At 37.5% G+C, this 18,840-nt stretch carries 17 protein-coding genes and 1 pseudogene; 9 read left to right on the top strand and 9 right to left on the bottom strand.

The genetic code is table 11. The annotated features are described in order from the left end of the window. Positions 1–96 precede the first annotated feature (96 nt). From H6G06_RS09335 to H6G06_RS09325, 3 genes are all read left to right on the top strand, one after another. Complete coding sequence (locus H6G06_RS09335; protein ID WP_190559347.1) at positions 97–1,140, top strand: adenosine deaminase; 1,044 nt, start codon at positions 97–99, stop codon at positions 1,138–1,140. Between the two features lie 492 nt (positions 1,141–1,632). Further along, complete coding sequence (locus tag H6G06_RS09330; protein WP_190559346.1) at positions 1,633–2,367, top strand: Crp/Fnr family transcriptional regulator; 735 nt, start codon at positions 1,633–1,635, stop codon at positions 2,365–2,367. A 142-nt stretch (positions 2,368–2,509) separates the two neighbouring features. Next, on the top strand, positions 2,510–2,938 hold the full coding sequence (locus H6G06_RS09325; protein WP_190559344.1) for a response regulator: 429 nt from the start codon (positions 2,510–2,512) through the stop codon (positions 2,936–2,938). Positions 2,939–3,381: 443 nt separating this feature from the next. Here the strand turns inward: H6G06_RS09325 and H6G06_RS09320 are convergent, their stop codons facing one another. Then, positions 3,382–3,708 carry a rhodanese-like domain-containing protein gene (locus H6G06_RS09320; RefSeq protein WP_190559342.1) on the bottom strand — a complete coding sequence of 109 codons (327 nt, stop codon included), beginning with the start codon at positions 3,706–3,708 and terminating at the stop codon, positions 3,382–3,384. A gap of 344 nt (positions 3,709–4,052) precedes the next feature. Here H6G06_RS09320 and mutL point away from each other — a divergent pair, with 344 nt between their 5' ends. Together mutL and H6G06_RS09310 are read left to right on the top strand one after the other, a co-directional pair. Further along, positions 4,053–5,705: a DNA mismatch repair endonuclease MutL gene (gene mutL / locus H6G06_RS09315; RefSeq protein ID WP_190559824.1), complete on the top strand. Its 1,653-nt coding sequence runs from the start codon at positions 4,053–4,055 to the stop codon at positions 5,703–5,705. Between the two features lie 511 nt (positions 5,706–6,216). Beyond that, on the top strand, positions 6,217–7,314 hold the full coding sequence (locus H6G06_RS09310) for a glycosyltransferase family 1 protein (RefSeq protein WP_190559340.1): 1,098 nt from the start codon (positions 6,217–6,219) through the stop codon (positions 7,312–7,314). A 58-nt stretch (positions 7,315–7,372) separates the two neighbouring features. Here H6G06_RS09310 and H6G06_RS27320 read toward each other — a convergent pair. Continuing rightward, positions 7,373–7,975: pseudogene (locus tag H6G06_RS27320) on the bottom strand (DUF29 domain-containing protein). A gap of 257 nt (positions 7,976–8,232) precedes the next feature. Next, positions 8,233–9,078: a TetR/AcrR family transcriptional regulator gene (locus H6G06_RS09295; protein ID WP_190559336.1), complete on the bottom strand. Its 846-nt coding sequence runs from the start codon at positions 9,076–9,078 to the stop codon at positions 8,233–8,235. 123 nt (positions 9,079–9,201) lie between these two features. On the opposite strand from H6G06_RS09295, the gene H6G06_RS09290 reads away from it, so the two are divergent. From H6G06_RS09290 to H6G06_RS09280, 3 genes are all read left to right on the top strand, one after another. Further along, positions 9,202–10,491, top strand: a complete 1,290-nt coding sequence (locus H6G06_RS09290; RefSeq protein WP_190559334.1) for an ABC exporter membrane fusion protein — start codon at positions 9,202–9,204, stop codon at positions 10,489–10,491. After that, the gene (gene devC / locus H6G06_RS09285) at positions 10,488–11,669 is read left to right on the top strand and encodes an ABC transporter permease DevC (protein WP_190559332.1); all 1,182 of its coding nucleotides are present in this window, start codon (positions 10,488–10,490) and stop codon (positions 11,667–11,669) included. The genes H6G06_RS09290 and devC overlap by 4 nt, the downstream gene beginning before the upstream one ends. A gap of 122 nt (positions 11,670–11,791) precedes the next feature. Further along, positions 11,792–12,508, top strand: coding sequence for a DevA family ABC transporter ATP-binding protein (locus H6G06_RS09280; RefSeq protein WP_190559330.1), 717 nt, complete (start codon positions 11,792–11,794; stop codon positions 12,506–12,508). 35 nt (positions 12,509–12,543) lie between these two features. On the opposite strand, the gene H6G06_RS09275 is transcribed toward H6G06_RS09280, so the two are convergent. From H6G06_RS09275 to H6G06_RS09250, 6 genes are all read right to left on the bottom strand, one after another. After that, complete coding sequence (locus tag H6G06_RS09275; RefSeq protein ID WP_190559328.1) at positions 12,544–13,005, bottom strand: DUF29 domain-containing protein; 462 nt, start codon at positions 13,003–13,005, stop codon at positions 12,544–12,546. Between the two features lie 68 nt (positions 13,006–13,073). After that, entirely contained in the window at positions 13,074–13,316 is a 243-nt protein-coding gene (locus H6G06_RS09270) for a YgiT-type zinc finger protein (RefSeq protein ID WP_190559326.1), read from the bottom strand. Between the two features lie 199 nt (positions 13,317–13,515). Beyond that, positions 13,516–13,974, bottom strand: a complete 459-nt coding sequence (locus tag H6G06_RS09265; protein WP_190559324.1) for a DUF29 domain-containing protein — start codon at positions 13,972–13,974, stop codon at positions 13,516–13,518. A gap of 103 nt (positions 13,975–14,077) precedes the next feature. Then, positions 14,078–14,914 (bottom strand): Rpn family recombination-promoting nuclease/putative transposase, encoded by an 837-nt coding sequence (locus tag H6G06_RS09260; protein ID WP_190559322.1) that lies wholly within the window; start codon positions 14,912–14,914, stop codon positions 14,078–14,080. Between the two features lie 202 nt (positions 14,915–15,116). Further along, positions 15,117–16,640: an NAD(P)H-hydrate dehydratase gene (locus H6G06_RS09255; RefSeq protein WP_190559320.1), complete on the bottom strand. Its 1,524-nt coding sequence runs from the start codon at positions 16,638–16,640 to the stop codon at positions 15,117–15,119. 53 nt (positions 16,641–16,693) lie between these two features. Beyond that, complete coding sequence (locus H6G06_RS09250; RefSeq protein ID WP_190559318.1) at positions 16,694–17,410, bottom strand: hypothetical protein; 717 nt, start codon at positions 17,408–17,410, stop codon at positions 16,694–16,696. Positions 17,411–17,626: 216 nt separating this feature from the next. On the opposite strand from H6G06_RS09250, the gene mnmA reads away from it, so the two are divergent. Then, entirely contained in the window at positions 17,627–18,703 is a 1,077-nt protein-coding gene (mnmA, locus tag H6G06_RS09245) for a tRNA 2-thiouridine(34) synthase MnmA (protein WP_190559316.1), read from the top strand. Positions 18,704–18,840 lie beyond the last annotated feature (137 nt).

Below are 18,840 nucleotides of genomic sequence, written 5' to 3'. Positions count from 1 at the left end.
CTTATGTACAAAGCCAAGAATCTTTCTGAGGATATAGATTGTTTTATTTATAAATTTTGTTACAATTGATGAAATTTTTAGATAAAAATTACCATTATGGCCTTATACGCTGAGTTACATAGACACCTGGGGGGTTCCGTCGTCCCCCGTGTGTTGTGGCGGTATTTTGAGCGCCATGCTACAGATTTAATTTCTCGTTTTGCTGAATATTCAGAATTTGAAGACTTTTACACCCGTCCCCGCAATACTTTAGATGAGTATCTAGAACTGCATACTTTAGTTGAAAGTGTGCAAACAGTGGAAACATTACCTTACTTTATTTATCGGTTGTTGCGTGGTGCGTATATCTTTGAAAACTTGGCTTATTTAGAACTGCGGTATACTCCCTATTTGCGAACTCCTGAACATCTGAGTCAAAACGAAAGAATTGATAAGATGACGCAAATTGTGGAGATTGTCGGAAAATCTAGCCATTTACCAGAATATCCCATTGTTACTAGCCAAATTCTCTGTATGCACTCCCGTTTACCTTATGAAGTGAATAAGGCAATTGTGGATTTAGCCGCGCAAAATAGAGAATATGTCTGTGCGATAGATGTGGCAGGGGGCGATCGCTATTATGCTGAACGTATGGAAGAATGGATTAGTTTATATAACTATGCCCGTTCTCAAGGTTTGAACACTACCGGACATCTTTACGAAACTACCGATGGTTGCTATACAGAACTTTTACCTTATTTAATGCGAATCGGTCACGGTATCCAAATTCCTTTACTTTATCCAGAATTATTGCCAGATTTAGCGGAAAGAGGGCAATGTTTAGAAGTTTGTCCCACAACTTACTTAAAAACAGGAACTTTACAGGATATTCGGCAACTAAAGTTAGTTTTTGACCGCTGTTTTGCCGCTGGGGTTGATATTGCCATCTGTACTGATAATGCAGGTTTACATAATGTCCGCTTACCCTTTGAGTATGAAAATCTCTTGACTTACGACATTATTAGTTTCCAACAGTTACAAGCTTGTCAGGATGCAGCTTTTCGCCATGCTTTTGCGTGGCCACATGAACAACATCCTGCTTCTTTATTAAGTGGGTTGTTGAAACCTGAACTAGCTAAGGTTTTGGCTATGAAAGACTGAATTTGAATGTTACAGCTTTTAATTATCCCCTACTTGAATGCGGGGGTTTTTTTTTGCGAGTATATCCACTGTTTTTGGGTGTTTTACCAGTGATAAGTAGAATTGTGACTAATGTTATTATTTTCATATCCCAAACCTGATTAATTCGGAAAAGTAAAAGTGCTTATGGCTGGCCTCAAAAGCAGGAATTTCAAATTAAAAAAGACATAATTCCTGATGGAAATGAATCTCTAATTACAATGACTCGATGAAAATAAATTTTTTGGATATTAAAGCTAGATTTTTATTTAATTACAACTATCTTTTGGCTAATTGTAAAGTTGTTAGTTAGATTATCTATAATAGAGTTATGTAATATATTGGTGTCAAAGATTTCCGTTAAAAAGATCACTTTAGAGAATACATCTTTTGACATTAGGGCTAAATACGGATTTTCTCTCTTTATGCCTTGGGTTGCTTTTTCTAAAGACAGCTAAATTCAGGAGAATCCTAATGTTATTAGATAATAATTTACTACATTCAAATAACAAGCTTATTGCTGCTTTGCCTAACTCTGTTTTTAAGCGTATTGCTCCACATTTAGAACTTGTTTCACTCTCAAGCGGGCAAAGTATTTACGAAGCAGAAGAATCAATCAAATACATCTATTTTCCTGAAAAGGCAGTTATTTCTTTACTCTGCGTTATGGAAAATGGCTCATCAGTAGAAGTTGGTTTGGTGAGTAGTGAAGGTATGGTGGGTATACCTGTAATTTTGGGAGATAACATCACAACTCTCAACGCAATTGTCCAAATTCCAGATAATTCATTGCGAATCGATGCAGATATAATTAGAACCGAATTTAAGAGTGGAGGAGCGATTCAGGATTTGCTGTTACGCTATGTAAAAACTGTCTACCTTGAAGTTGCACAAAGCGCAGCTTGTAACCGACTACATACTTTAGAAGAGCGACTTTCTCGGTGGTTGTTGACAGTTTCTGACCGTCTAAATGCAGACGAATTCCCTCTTACTCAAGAATTTATTTCTCATATGTTGGGTGTACGTCGGTCTGGTGTGACAGTGGCAGCGTATACCCTCAGTAAAGCCGGATTGATTAATTACCGTCGCGGTAATATTAATATCCTCAATCGAGAAGCTTTAGAAGAGAGTTCCTGTGAGTGTTATAAAGTAATCAGAAATGAATATGCACGCTTACTAAACAATTCACTTCAACATTATTCCGATTGAATATTTTCAGCTTCTATGTACGAAACCGGACAGACAACTAACATTTGTTTTGCATAAAATAAACGAAGATTAAAGGGAGTTATGCTTTTTAATTCCTTTATTCTTATTAATCGAACTGTTAAAAATAAAAGCAGGTAAATTCATGTGTAGCCAATCTATCCATCTTGATAACTTACGATTGCTCATTGTCGATGATGACAGTGACACCAGACAAATACTGACTTTATTATTTGAATTGGAAGGTGCAGAAATTATATCTGTTGCTTCCGCGCATGAAGCGATAGAAATAATATCTAATTTTAGACCTGACATCTTAATCAGTGACATATCTCTACCAGATGAAGATGGCTGTTCATTGCTACCAAAAGTCAGAAATTTGGAGGCATTAAAAGATAAGTGGGTTCCAGCTATTGCTATGACTGGATGGGCTTCAGCAGAAGACCAAGAATATACATTAAAAGCAGGTTTTCAGAAGCATTTATGCAAGCCAATTAATTTAGATGAATTAGTTTCTGCTGTTACTAGTTTGGTTAACTCGCGGCAGTATGTTAACAATTTGCAGATGTGTTGATTTGATGTCAGTTTATCCTCATAAGTAGGTTGGCGTTAAAAATTGTCGTTATGAGAAGGGAACTCTTAACAGGGAAGAAGTTTTGGGAAATTTTACTTTTCTTGACATACTACTCTTCGAGAAGGCGCTGTGCGTCTACGGTTGTTCTCTTCCCACCTACTTAGCAGGCTCTGTCAGTAGCTAATGGCTACGCTCCTGCTAGGGTAAATTTATTAGAGGGGTACGTGCTTGAATGAGATACAAAATTTAGGGTGAAAGCCATACAGGAAAGGACTTTTACTCCTCACTCCTGACTGCTGCTATAGCAGCAGTTAGTATAATTTTTAATTCGTAATTCGTAAAGATAATCAGCCTTTTTGCTCTTCTATAACTGAAGTTAGAGGCTGATAGTTTTAATTACGAATTACGAATTGTTCGGTCAAATTGATATCTCTGGGTTAAGTTTACACACCTTCTGTAGCGCCACCAACGGTTTTCCAAGCGGTGATACCACCTTGAATGGCAAATACATCATTAAAGCCAGCAGATCGTAAGATTTGGGCTGCATAGGCTGCTTGGGTATCATGTTCACCATAAATGTAGATGTGGCGTTCTTTATGTAAACTAGATTTAGCACGGTCAGCCAAGTCATCTAAGGGGATTGATATTGCCCCAGTAATATGACCATGATTGTAGGTATGGCGATCGCGTACATCAATAATTGTAAAAGCGGGTTGACCCCATTCGAGACGCGATTTCAAATCATTAACATCAGCAACTAAATTACTCATCAGCTGGTTCCGCTTACAACCTCACCAGCAATTTATCAAAAATAACTCTATAATTCGGTTTTCTTTAGAATAAATCTCAAATTCTTTAGAGATATTAACCAAAAAATTCAGAACATTAAAGGTTGGGATTTATGAGTCAAAATATTGTAAGCTAATTCTCTGCACATACAGACAATTTTTAATTTTTAATTAAGTAAGTCGGCGGGAAAAAACCGAAGTATGTAACAAAAAGTAAATTCACCAAAACCCTCTTCCCCGTTCCCTGTTCCCTGTTCCCTGTTCCCTTGTCATAACGACAATTTTTAACGCCCACTTACTTAATTTGTAATTTTTAATTATTCATGATGGCATCTACTATTCAACCTTTACCCACAGAAGTCGTATATTTAATTACGGCTGGAGAAGTAATTGACTGTTTTGGTTCTGTGGTACGGGAATTGGTGGAAAATTCCCTGGATGCTGGTGCAACGCGCATTGTAGTTTCTCTATGGCCGCAGCAGTGGCGAGTGCGTGTAGCTGATAATGGTTGGGGAATGAATTTCGATGATTTGCAACAAGCAGCAACGGCGCATACTACTAGTAAAATTCACTCTTCTGCTGATTTGTGGAAAATTAAGAGTTTAGGATTTCGTGGTGAAGCCTTGCATAGTTTAACAACTTTAGCAGATTTGGAAATTTTCAGCCGTGCTGTGGGTATAAATGAAGGATGGCGGGTTGTTTATGGGGATAATGGGGAAGTTTTAGAAACGGAAGTAACTGCGATCGCACCTGGTACTGTGGTTACAGTTGATAATTTATTTGCTAATTATCCTGCACGTCGTCAAGGTTTACCTAACGCTACACAGCAAATGAAAACTGTACAAGGGATAATACAACAAATTGCTTTGTGTCATCCTCATGTTACTTATCAAGTTTGGCAAAATGACCGAGAATGGTTCACTATTTGTCCTGCGTCGAGTGTAGGGAAATTAATCCCGCAAATTCTCCCCCAAGTCAAACAAGGTGATTTAAAAGAAATCAAGTTAGAAATACCCAATCCTCAATCTACAATCACATTAGTAATTGGTTTACCAGATAGATGTCACCGTCATCGTCCTGATTGGGTGAAGGTAGCGATTAATGGCAGAATGATTAAATCACCAGAGTTAGAACAAACGATTTTATCATCATTTCATAAAACATTACCCCGCGATCGCTATCCTGTTTGTTTCTTACATCTTGCCATTTCTCCAGACCAAATCAACTGGAATCGTAACCCTGCCAAAACAGAAATTTATCTGAATGAAATAAATTCTTGGCAAGAACAAATTACCGAAGCTATTAACCAAGCACTCCGCATTTCTGAAGCTAATCTCAAAGAATCTGTTCACACTACGCGAGTTAGTAACTTGCTCAAAGTTTCAGAAAAAAAAGGAAGTTATAATTTTAACTCTAAAAATGTAGATACGAACACCCATAATTACTTAAAAGCGGTTGCCCAAGTCAGCAATACTTATATTATTGCCGAACATTCTGGGGGAATGTGGTTAGTAGAACAACACATCGCCCATGAACGAGTTTTGTATGAACAAATATGCGATCATTGGCAAATTGTCCCCGTGGAAACTCCCATAATTCTTTATCAATTATCCCCCACCCAAGTAGCCCAATTAGAACGTATTAATTTAGATATTGAACCTTTTGGGGAACAACTTTGGGCTGTGCGTACCATTCCTGCAATGTTAAAAACACGGGAAGACAGCGCCGAAGCACTTTTAGAATTGAGTTGGGGAGGAGACTTACAAACCGCTCAGGTTGCTGTTGCTTGTCGCACTGCTATTCGCAACGGTACACCTATGAGTTTAACAGAAATGCAGCAATTACTAGATGATTGGCAACGCACGCGCAACCCTCTCACCTGTCCACATGGTAGACCAATTTATTTATCTTTAGAAGAGTCTGCGTTATCTCGCTTTTTCCGTCGTCATTGGGTAGTTGGTAAAAGTCATGGTATCTAGTGCAAAAAGGCAGAAGATAAGAAAACAAACTTTATCAACTTTTTAAACTTTTTTCACTGGATATTTATTATTGTCATACTGCACTAGTTTGTTACCCAATAATACTAATCATCGAAAATTCCGCAACAGATGAGAACCTGGAAACCCAGATACAATCTCACTTTTTATAATTATGAATTATTAATTATCAATTATCAATTGGTATAAATTTCCTGTTTATGCAATACAAAAGAGCAAAATTGAGATAAGGCGATTTTAGGAAATACCGCGTAGAATGAACTGAAAACGTAACACCCAGATCCCCGACTTATTTGATAACTCAGGGATCTATTACTTATAGGACTTACGCAAGATTGAACTCAAAACCTGATTCTTGCGTAGGGGTAATACCGCAACGGGCAAGCAAGCTACATGAATTACCCCTACTTCCGTTCTGTTTTGCGTAAGTCCTGACTTAGTGTTTGTGATTTCAAATTTTCGCAGCAATTCTGACACATCTTACCAAACTTAGATGACTGTAATTACCGCTCTTGCTAATCAGTATTATCTCTACATCCGCAAAGATAAAAAACCAATTGCTTGGGATATATACGACACTAAACCACCGTTTGAATTCAGTTTAACCACTTATTTCGCTAAAGTATTTCAGGCTATAGAGAAAAGTTCGGTTATCAGTGGTTTAGTCTTTTATGTCACCTGGAATGAAATTGATGAATTGCCATCTTATGGGCAAAATGTTGTAGTTTTTGTACTCGGAGATGAATGGTATCGGATACCCAAATATGCTCACAAGGTCAGGGCTGTATTTAAGTGTGTAGGCACACGCTCAATACTTGGATGTAATCCTCTCCTTCATCCTTCGTTGTTAAACTTGCTGACACTAATTCAGTTTTTAAGAATCTTAGTTGTTGGTGTACCAGGTTGGGTGAATTATCATTGGCATAAATTCAAAAATTTGGCATTAGGTAAAGGTCAAATTACTCCCATTTATGATATTCCTTTGGGGTATCATAACTCCAAGAATTTGCCCATCAAAAATATCGAATCTCGTCTCTATGATACTTATTTTTCAGGTAGTGTGATTCATAGAGAATATCCTGTATGGTCTTTGAAATCCTGGTTAGGGACTCCCAAAGCTTTGTCTCGAAAACTAATGATATCGACTTTAAATAAGTTCCAGCAAAAACATCCTCAATTTAAAGTTGAATTATCAATTACTGGTGGTTATCACAATAGAACTAGTGAAGATGAGCGCAGTTATTGTGAAATCATGATGGACACAAAAATATGTGTTGTTCCTAGAGGCACATCTTTTGAAACAACTCGTTTATTTGAAGGTATGAAATATGGTTGCGTCCTCGTCACAGAGGCTTTACCTTCACGATGGTATTTAGATGGTGCGCCAGTGATTAAAATCAATGATTGGCAAGAGTTACCAGGGATATTGAAAAACCTGCTGGAAAATAAGGAACTCATGGCAGAAATGCACAATAAATCTTTAAATTGGTGGCATGATAAATGTTCTGAAGCTGTAGTGGGAAAGTACGTTATTGGCAAACTGAACAGAGAATTTAAGGGAAATTTGGGGGTTAATTTAGATCCACCCTAGTTTGATTTTATATCCCCCCAACTCACATTAACAGGGGGGATAAGAATAAAGATCTTAATTAATCAGGTAAAAAGTCTTGATTTAAACATTCATCTTCATTAAAAGGAGATTCTAAGGTAAAAATATCTAACTTCAAACCAGTTTCTATAGATGCTTGTTGACGTGCATCTTGATAACATTCTGCAAATGTTTCTAAAAAATATTTTTTTAAACTAAGTAACTTGGCACAATTAAATATAAAACCTCTCTCCAAACCTCTCCCCTACCAGGGGAGAGGCTTTGACTCCCCCTTCCCTAGTAGGGAAGGGGGCTGGGGGGTTAGGTTTATATTATATTTTTTAACGCCCACTTACTTAGGACTATCTTGGAAATGTTTATTTAATCTTCGGCGATGTTCAAAGATAGTTGAAAGCCAGCTTTTAGAGCGTTTTTCTGGCTGATATTTATATTTGAGGAGGTGCATTAAAAGCACTACTAAATTACTTTCTAATGCTCTTTTTTCACTTCTTCCCATGCTTTCAATTTCTTCTATCAGATTTTCTAAATCAACCTCTGCAAATTTCCCTGCTTTTAATTGTTTAGCAGTTGTTTCTATCCACAGGTAAAAATCTTGTTCGTACAGATTAGAGTTAGTAGTTAAGGTTGATTGAGGTGCTGTCATATAATTAATTATTTAACCTCTAAAATCTAATAATTTAATTTATCTATAGCGTTTCCTAGTCTGGTGAAGTACAAAATCATCTGCGTCTATCTGCGTCCATCTGTGTTTAATTATTACTGCTTGTACCTCACTTGAATGGTAATTGCTATATTTGACAATTTTCTCCTTTTTAATATTAACAACAATTTGAGCAAATTTGCGTCTTTGCACTCAATCAAATGTGGTTGATTTGCCTAATCACCATGTATATACGATTTTCAATCTCCCAACCCTTGACGCGCAAATACTTCAATCATCTCACTGCGAGTTAAATTATTTTTCTGTGCTAATTCATCTAACTTTGCCCAAGCAGTATCTGTAAGCCGGATAGAGCGCAGCTTTTTAGACTCAGAACCATAATCAGCTTGAAATTTACCCCCAGATGTGCGCTTGCGTCTGGGTGATTTATGCCTTGTTCCAGAATACTGCCCACCATGTATATCTATTTTGTTACTAGTCATTAAATTAACCAGATTATCAATCAAGCGATCGCTCTCCATTGGTAAAATCTCTTGACTATGGAGCATATTCTGAATAATTGTGAAATGGATTAATGTACCCTTAAAAATCCGTGCAGCTACCTCTGGATCAGGTAATTGTAGTTCTGGATGGGCTGTAAAATATTGGGCGATCACTTCCAAAGCAGGTTTATCTACATTGCGGACGAAGACCTGCGCTAGTGAGGGAAACCGTCCAGATTCGGCAATAATCAGCCTGACAAGACCCAGTAATTCCTGTGAACAATTAGTATTATCTAAAATACTTTTTGCCAAGCGACGCAGAACAACCTCCGGTTCACCTTCCAGAAATTGGGAATCTTCAGGGTTAAAAACTGCCAAATATTTTTTCTGTGCTAATCGTTCAATCAGCGCAGTAAATAATCCTTCCTTATCTTGAAAATAGTTGTATACCGTTGTTTTCGATACCCCTGCGGCTGCTGTCACTCTATCCATTGTCGCCGCAGCGTAACCATGTGCTAAAAATTCCTGCATAGCACCAGCCAGAATAGCATCAACTTTATCTGCTAATCGCTCTGTCTCTATTTTTTTACTCTTTTTTGGCATATAAGCAACCCAAATGAATTATTTTAGCGATCGCTCTTGACTTATTGTAATGGACGGTTTAGTTTAGTCTTATCACTAAACTGATTAGTTTAGTTAGCATCTTCAATCTGAGAGGGAAACTCTATGATGCGTGATCTAGCATTTAAACCTAACTCCCGACCCATAATTATGCTGGGGACAGCGATAATTGTCGGCGTTGGAGGCTTACAAGGGTATAGAATTCTACAAGAGCAATCTAAAACTGCCAAAATAACCCAAGCCTCCCAAGTTAGCATACCGCAAATTAAGACGGTGACGGCATTAGGGAGACTCGAACCCAAAGGTAAAGTCATTAAACTTTCTGCACCTACATCTAGTCAAGGTAGCCGAGTAGAGCAGCTTTTGGTCAAAGAAGGGGATAAAGTTAAAGCTGGACAAGTTATAGCCATTTTAGATAACCGTCCCCGACTCCAAGCAGCTTACCAAGAAGCACAAGCAGCAGTGAAAATTGCTCAGGTAAACTTAGAAAAAGTGCAAGCGGGCGCGAAAGTAGGTGAAATAGAGGCGCAAAAAGCGGAAATTGACAGAATAAAAGCCCAAAAGCTCGGAGATGTTACCGGACAAAGAGAAGCAGTAGCAAGATTAGAAGCACAATGGCAAGGTGAAACAACTGCACAACGGGCAACAATTAATAAACTGCAAGCCGAACTCAAAAATGCTCAAGTAGAATTGCAACGATATCAGCAACTTTACCAGGACGGTGCAATTTCTCAGTCATTATTTGATAGTAAAAAGCTGAGTTTTGATACTATCACCCAACAATTGAGCGAAGCGAGAGCAAACCTCAACCGTATTGATAGCACGGGAAGGAAGCAAGTTAGCGAAGCCAAAACCGCTCTAAACAGGATTAACTCTACTGGTAGTAAACAAGTCACTTCAGCCCAAGCTACCTTAAACCAAATAGCTGAAGTTCGTCCTGTAGATGTAGCAGCAGCTAAAGCTGAAATTAACCGTAGTATAGCCGCAGCCCAACAGGCAAAAGCAAATTTAGATCAAAGTTACGTAAAATCACCACAAAATGGCGTAATCTTTGATATTCACACCCGTGCAGGTGAAATAGTATCCAATGACGGGATAGTGGAAATTGGGCAACCTAACCAGATGTATGCAGTAGTAGAAGTTTACCAAAGTGATATTAGTAAAATCCGTCCCCAACAAAAAGTAAAAATATCTAGCAATTCCTTACCAGGAGAATTACAGGGAACAGTAGATTGGTTAGCATGGCAAGTCAAGCGGCAAAATGTGATTAATAGCGATCCCAGTGAAAATATTGATTCTAGAGTTGTAGAAGTTTATGTACAGCTAGATAAAGGTTCAAGCGATAAAGCAGCAAAATTTACTAATTTGCAAGTTAAGGCAGTGATTTCACTATGATAGGATTTATTCAAGAACTGCAAAGACGCACACCGCTGGGATGGTTGCAACTCAATCATCATAAAAGTCGGTTGTTAGTTGCTGTATCCGGGATTGCTTTTGCAGATGTGTTAATTTTTATGCAGCTTGGCTTTCAAAATGCCTTGTATGACAGCAACACCACCTTAAACCGTGCTGTGCTTGCAGACATCGTTTTGATCAGTCCGCAAAGCCGAAATATGCAAAATATGTCTACTTTTTCCCGCAGAAGATTATCTCAAGCGGCTGATGTCCCAGGTGTGAAATCAGCCGAAGCCATGTATATCGGTTTAGTGACTTGGAAAAATCCGCAAACCAAACGCAAAACCACAGTCCAAGCAATAGCATTTAATCCTGAACAACCGGCATTAAATATACCAGAAATCAACGCCCAATTAGATACAATTAAATTACCTGATAACTTTCTTTTTGATCGTGGTGCAAGAGGAGATTATGATCAAGTTTTTACTCAAATAGATGCAGGTAAAACTGTCAGCACAGAAATAGAAAAACGGACAATTAATATTAGTGGATTATTTAAATTAGGCGCTTCTTTTGGTGCTGATGGAACAATAATTTCTAGTGATGAAAACTTTTTACGCATCTTTCCTAGAAGACAAGCAGGAAGTATCAATCTTGGTTTAATTAATATCAAACCAGGATATGAAGTAGAAAAAGTAGCAGCAGCATTAAAAGCGCACCTTAAAAATAATGAAGATGTGAAAGTTTTAACTCATGCAGAATATATAAAATTTGAAGAAGATTATTGGAAAAAAGAAAGCCCAATTGGTTTTATTTTTACATTAGGTGTATCAATGGGATTTATTGTAGGTGTGATTATTGTTTATCAAGTTTTGTCCACAGACGTAAACGCCCATCTTAAAGAATACGCCACATTTAAAGCAATGGGATATAATAACTCATATTTATTAGGAGTAATTTTTGAAGAAGCAATCATTTTAGCAGCATTAGGTTTCATTCCTGGATTTATAGTACCTTTAGGAATTTACCAACTAGCGAGAAACGCCACAAATTTACCCATATATATGACATTAGCTAGAGCCTTATTTGTTTTCATTCTGACAATTATCATGTGTACAATTTCCGGCACAATAGCCACTGGTAAACTACAATCAGCCGATCCCGCAGATATGTTTTAAATAAATTGTAGGTTGGGTTAAGCGACAGCGTAACCCAACATCACCGTTAAATACAAACTATAAAAATGTTGGGTTTCCTTGCGTCAACCCAACCTACATTAACTTCAAAATATCGATTGATTATGCAAACTCTTAACTCTCTCGAACCAGTAATTGATGTCCAAAACCTTGACCATTACTTCGGTTATGGACAACTCAAAAAACAAGTTCTATTTAACATCAACATCACCATTAACGCAGGTGAAATAGTCATCATGACTGGTCCATCTGGTTCAGGTAAAACCACCTTATTGACATTAGTTGGTGGGTTACGTTCTGCTCAGTCTGGAAGTTTGCAAATATTAGGTAAAGAACTGTGTAACGCTAGTGCAAAACAACTGACCCAAGCAAGAAGAAATCACGGTTATATTTTCCAAGCACATAACCTACATGGGAGTTTAACAGCAATTCAAAATGTGAGAATGGGTTTAGAAGTACATCCGAAAATCTCACCTCAAGAAATGCTGATGCGATCGCAAAAAATGTTAGAAGAGGTAGGATTAGGAGAAAGACTAAATTACTATCCAGATAATTTATCAGGGGGACAAAAACAAAGAGTGGCTATTGCACGTGCATTAGTTAGTAATCCGAAAATTATCTTAGCAGATGAACCCACCGCCGCACTTGATAAACAATCGGGACGGGATGTGGTAGAATTGATGCAGAAATTGGCAAAAGAACATGGTTGTACAATTTTACTTGTCACCCATGATAATCGGATTTTAGATATTGCTGACCGGATTGTTTATATGGAAGATGGTCATTTAATTAGAGATGGTGTAAGTGTGATGAGTTCCTAACAGGAAAATGACGAGGATAAGAATTAGGAATTTAATTAATCAGGTAAAAAGTCTTGATTTAAACATTCATCGGTATTAAAAGGAGATTCCACAGGAAAAATATCTAACTCTAAACCAGTTTCATCACTAGCTAGTTTTCTCGCATCTTGATAACATTCCATAAATACTTCTTGAAAATAGGCTTTTAAGCTGGGGCTATCTTTAAAACTTCTTGTTAATCTCCGTCGGTGTTCTCTAATAGTTGATTTCCAACTGTTAGTAAGTTTTTCTGGCTGATATTTATATTTGAGTAGGTGCATTAAGAGAATAACTAGGTTACTTTCTAGAGCGTGTTTTTCACTTCTTCCCATGCTTTCGATTTCTTCAATCAGATTTTCTAAATCAATTTCTGCAAAATTCCCTGCTTTTAATTGTTTAGCTGTTGTTTCTATCCACAGGTAAAAATCTTGGTCGTAAAGATTGGTGTTAGTGGTTAATGCTAGTTGAGGTGCTGTCATATATTTTTTAACCTCCTCTGGTTGCTTACCAATATTATATCTTTAAAGATTCCATGTTAACTTGTTTATCATGCAACTTCAAAAGATTGACCAACGGGAATTAAATCTTGAGTTTCTTGTCTTTCTAATTTCAGTTTAATATTTTCAAATCTTCTGATTGTATCTGCATGATAAAAACGTTCTCCACAATTTTGACAAACTAAAGCATTAACTTGTAAGGTTGCAGTGTTACCACCACCTTTGATAATTTCTGTAACTTTAGTTTCTAATAAGTTACCATTACAAACCACACATTTATCAATGGGAAGCATAATTATTAACTCCTATATATTGGAACTGTTACTAGTAGGACTTACGCAAGATTGAACTCAAAACCTGATTCTTGCGTAGGGGTAATTCATGAATTACCCCTACTTCCGTTCTGTTTTGCGTAAGTCCTGACTAGATAAGACTTAGACAGTCCTATCTAAGGTAGTAATTTAGTTTGATTTAGATTCTCAGTTTGTTTTTCTAATAATTATTTAAAAAATAATCATTCAAAGTCTCATCTAAAGTAAAAGGAGATTCTTTTGAAAATAAATTCAACTTAATCCCTGTTTCTTCAGATGCTTTCAAACGAGCTTTTTCATAACAATCTGCAAATACTTCTGTAAATAAAGGTTGCAAACTAGGACTATCTTCTAATAAAGCTTCAATAAAAATACGTTGTTCAGTAATCCTACTGCGCCAACTTTCACTGCGTTTTTCAGGTTGATATTGCCATTTTAGCAAGTGCATCAATAACACAATTAAACGGCTTTTTAACTCCCGTTTTTCACTTCTACCCATGCTTTCAATTTCTTCAATTAAATTAGGTATATCTATTTCATTAAATCTATGTTCTTTCAACTGCTCAACGATTGCTTTTGTCCATAAATAAAAATCCTGATCATAGAGAGTTTGAGTATTGACAAAAGATTGATTTATCATTTATGTCCCTCCTAGTTTTTGATCACTTTCATCAAATATTGATCTAAACCACACCTTTTGGGTGTGGCGATATTCAGACATCAAATAGGATAAAAAGAGTAACTTATTGCTGTTGTAACCACCCTTCCAAATCTGCCACAGTGGTAAAATCTAAAAGCACATCACATAAATCTTCAATCTGTGCCAAAGATAACCCCTGCACCTGTGATAATAACTCATCAGGAATATTACCCAACCGCCGATTTAACAAACGCAGAGCAATGGATAAAGCTTCTTCTTCTTTACCTTCTTCTTTACCTTCTTCTTTCGCTTCCTGTATTGCTCTTGGCTCTTCTAAATCTAATCCCAACATGGTTATAATCTCCTTTCGACTTAGTTTAGTAAACTTGTAAACAATAATCGTCGTGATTAAATCTATTATCGCTGCTTCCGACTGTTTTCGCGCCTCAGCTAACAAAAACTTTGCTGTTTCTATTGCTTCAGTATCTTCCTTAATTGTCAGCAACATCAAACCTAACCCCAACGGTTGCTGCTGTACATCCCCCAATTCATCTAAATATACCCGACGAATTTGATCACCTGCTAATAAAGACCGATGAATCTTTAAATTTGATGGTTCTAAACTACGCGAACCAAAAATTATCACACCATACCAATCATCATAACGAATAGTATGGCGATGCAGAAACAGCGATAATTCGGAAAAGAAGCGAAAATATAAATTTTCATCTTTCTGAAACTGCACCTCTGCAAAAAACACTACTTGAGAAATCGCATTAGCTGGAGGTAAAAACACCCCATCAATTCGGAAAGCTGTTTCTTTAACTTCTACCGATTCAAATTGATAACTATCGGCTTCTGGTGGTGGTTCATCTACTAATTCAAACAACAAACCAGGAAATTGCTTGAACAATTTATAAAAAATCGAATCCCGTCGCATTATTAATGAAAATTGTATTGTATTTATTCACTACTTCTACATAATAAATGATTAACGGGCTGTTTTTTTGATGTTTATCATCCTCAGATCCCCGACTTCTAAGATAAATTTATCATTTATGGACATAATAAACAAAAGAAGTCGGGGATCTTATCACATAATAAATGATTAAGGGCTGTTTTTTTTGGATGTTTAAAAAAAACTACATATCACACAAAATCCTCATCAAATACTGTGTTAAAGTAAAAGCATCAACACCTAATTCTGTCCTTTCTTTTGCTGCTAAAATACCTGCTTGAGAATGCCACCAAGCCGCAGTTGCTACCACATTTTCAATATTAACTTGTTTATTAACAACTTGCGCCAAAATTCCACCCATTAACCCAGTTAAAACATCGCCGCTACCACCACGGGCTAAAGCTGGCGTACTTTCAGGATTGATCCAAACGACACCTTGAGGATTAGATATGGCGGTTCTTGCTCCTTTTAACAACACTACAGCCCCCGTTTGAGATGCTGCTGTTTGTACTGCTTTAACTCTATCTTGAAAATCAATATCGGGAAATAAACGATGAAATTCACCTGTGTGGGGTGTGAGAATTGTTGTATTTTGCCGTTTTTGTAAAGTGGAAATAGTTCCTAATTCTGCCAATATATTTAAAGCATCAGCATCGAGAATTAAAGGAACTTCGCTATTAATTACCTGTTCAACTATTGGAGTTGCATCTTTAGTTAAACCGGGTCCACAAGCAATGGCAGTAAATGAACTTAAATCCGTTCTTTCTGGTAATTTTAACTGAGAAATTGCCCCGGTTTCTGTTTCAGGACATCCAATAATTAAAGCTTCTGGTAAATGGGAAACCAACAAAGGTTTAATAGATTCAGGTACAGCAATTGATAACATTCCTACCCCGGAAGAACGCGCACCCAAACCCGTTAAAATTGCTCCTCCTGCATAACGTTCTGAACCACAAATTAATAGTAAATGTCCGGCTTTATATTTATGTGTAACTGGGGGACGGGGTAAAGGTAAAGTTTGAATTACTGTGGTTTTAGTAATGCGTTTGATTTTGGGAACTTCACCTAAAACAGCATGAATATCAGCTAAGGGAATATCAAAATCAATTAATTTAGCTTGTCCAATATATTCTAATGCTTGTTCTTGTAATAACCCCTGTTTCCACAAACCTAAACAAAATGTATGAGTTGCTCGAATTGCAGTACCTAAAACCTCTCCTGTATCTGTGTGCAAACCGGAAGGTAAATCAATACTAAAAATTGGTTTGTTCCAATCATTAAAATGATTAATTGCGGAAGCAATAGGATCGGTGATTTCTCTTTCTAAACCAAAACCAAATAACCCATCAACCAAAAAATCACAATTTGGTAATTTATCAAGTTCTTGAAAACAAGAAATTCCTAAATTTTGAGCATATTGGAAATGTTGATTAGTTAATTCTTTGAGTTTAGCAAAAGGTTGATAAATCCAAACTTGATAACCACGAAAATGCAATTCACGGGCTACAACTAAAGCATCACCACCATTGTGACCGGGACCGACTAGAATTCCTACACATCGCCCTTTTGGTATGATAACCTGTAAGCGATCGCTAATCAATCCCGCCACTTTTTCCATCAAAGCTGCAACAGGCATTCCCGCTGCAAATATTCGCCCTTCAATGTCACGCATTTGAGCAGATGTAACTATTATTTGTTCTTTAGTCATTAGTCAGTTGTTAGTTGTTCTTATTTGTATTCCTCTGTTCCCTGTCACCTAAATTATTTTCCATAGTAAACCCTGGCGTTACGGTAACCTAAATTTCGGATATAATTATTCCATTGTTCTGCTTCTTGACGCTCTTTAAAACCACCTACTGCTATATGCGCTCCTCGTGGCTGAGTTCTCATAAAAACATTAGTATTTCCATCTATTTTTTGCTGAATTTCTTGCCTAAGAAAGCGTAAATTTTTACTGCTGCTGGGAATGATAACATAGTAATATTTAGCCTGTTCTCGGCGAACACTAGGACTAACATTGCGAAAATCATCTCTACCCGTAGAATAATAAGATGTTTGCTCTTGGTTAGAGAAGTTAAGAATACCTGCGCCACTGATACCATTTAACTCTAATTCTCTCACCCGCTGTTCTGCATTATATGGTTTGCTAAAAACACCTGACTGGATGATATTACGTCCATTAAACTGGCGGATATAAGCACTGCTTTCAATTTGACGCACTCGTTGTAGTATTTGGGAGTTATCGCTATCAACATAGACAACGTATCTTTCAAAGTCTTGACCATATTGACTAATTTGTGTAGTTTGGGAAGGTTGATAGTTTTGGTTATTTTGGTTAAATTCCACTGCTTCCGCCGGTTGCAACTGTGGAAGTCTGGTCTGTGCTAGACTATCTTGGCAAGTCAGCGCCAAATATCCAACCACAAGCGAGGAAAGTATGGGTAGGGTGGTAATTTGATGTGTGATGAAACTAGGCATATTTTTAAACAGGGGATGCAAACATTTTCGTCTAGTCATCATTGTAGCCAGCTAAGGGAAAATTACCGAGATGGCTGAAACCCCATAATTGAAAGTTGCTTACTACCAAAGCTTTTCAGGAACTTATGCTACAATTGGACAGTCTCGCGTTTTGTTTAGGTTGGAAAACAATCTCCCAGTAATCATCAGTAGCAAGCACTGTTAAAAGTGTGAATTATGAAAAAAGTTGTCGTTGGTCTTTCTGGTGGCGTTGACAGTTCTGTAGCCGCCGCTATGTTACACAATCAGGGCTATGATGTAATTGGTTTAACCCTTTGGCTGATGAAAGGCAAGGGGCAATGTTGCTCTGAAGGAATGATCGACGCGGCTAGTATTTGCGAACAATTAGGCATTCCTCACGAAATTGTTGATATTCGCGATGTCTTTCAAGCTAATATTGTTGACTATTTAGTATCGGGTTACAGTGTGGGAATTACGCCGTTACCTTGTTCGCAATGCAACAAGACGGTGAAGTTTGGACCAATGGTAGAGTATGCGCGGGAAAAATTAGGAAGTAATGCGATCGCTACAGGTCATTATGCCCAAATTCGCTACGATGACATCACCGGACGTTACCAATTATTACGGGCTGTTGACCGCAACAAAGACCAGTCATATTTCCTGTATGATTTGTCTCAAGATTTATTAGGTTCTTCTATCTTTCCCTTGGGAGAATTAAATAAAACAGATACCCGCCGAATTGCGGCTGAATACGGTTTAACAACAGCTGATAAACCAGAAAGCCAAGATTTATGCTTGGTGGAAAGCAACGGTTCTATGCGGGCATTTTTAGATAAATATTTAGCTCCCAAACCCGGTGATATTGTGGATACCACAGGTAAGGTTTTGGGACAACATGATGGTGTACATCATTACACTATTGGCCAGCGTAAAGGCTTAGGAATTGCTGCGGCTGAACCTTTGTATGTGATTGAATTGGATGCAGTTAATAATAAAGTAATTGTAGGTGATAGCGAAGCTCGCCGCAGGCATCGCACCAAAGGAACTGATTCAGAATGTACAGTAAACCGGGTAAATTGGGTATCCATCGCTGAACCAGCAACCCCCATTCGTGCAGAGGTGCAAATTCGTTATCGTTCTCAACCTGTTCCCGTGACAGTAATTCCGTTAGAAAATGACCGCGTGCGCTTAGTTTTTGATGAACCTCAGTTCAGCATTACCCCAGGACAAGCAGCGGTTTGGTATGAAGGGGAAAAGGTATTGGGTGGGGGAATAATTGAACAGTTTAGTTAACGTGAGTTCGATGAAAATAATTTGACCCCTCTCCAAACCTCTCCCCGCACCCCTCCCTAACCCTCCCCTACAAGGGAGGTAAGATGAGTAACTTTTAATACGGGAGAGGCTTCAAAACTAAATTTTATGTTGCTAAT

Source organism: Anabaena sphaerica FACHB-251 (assembly GCF_014696825.1).
In the GTDB taxonomy this organism is placed as follows: domain Bacteria; phylum Cyanobacteriota; class Cyanobacteriia; order Cyanobacteriales; family Nostocaceae; genus RDYJ01.
The sequence above is the reverse complement of the archived record's forward strand: the minus strand, read 5'-3'. Positions and strand labels throughout refer to the sequence as shown.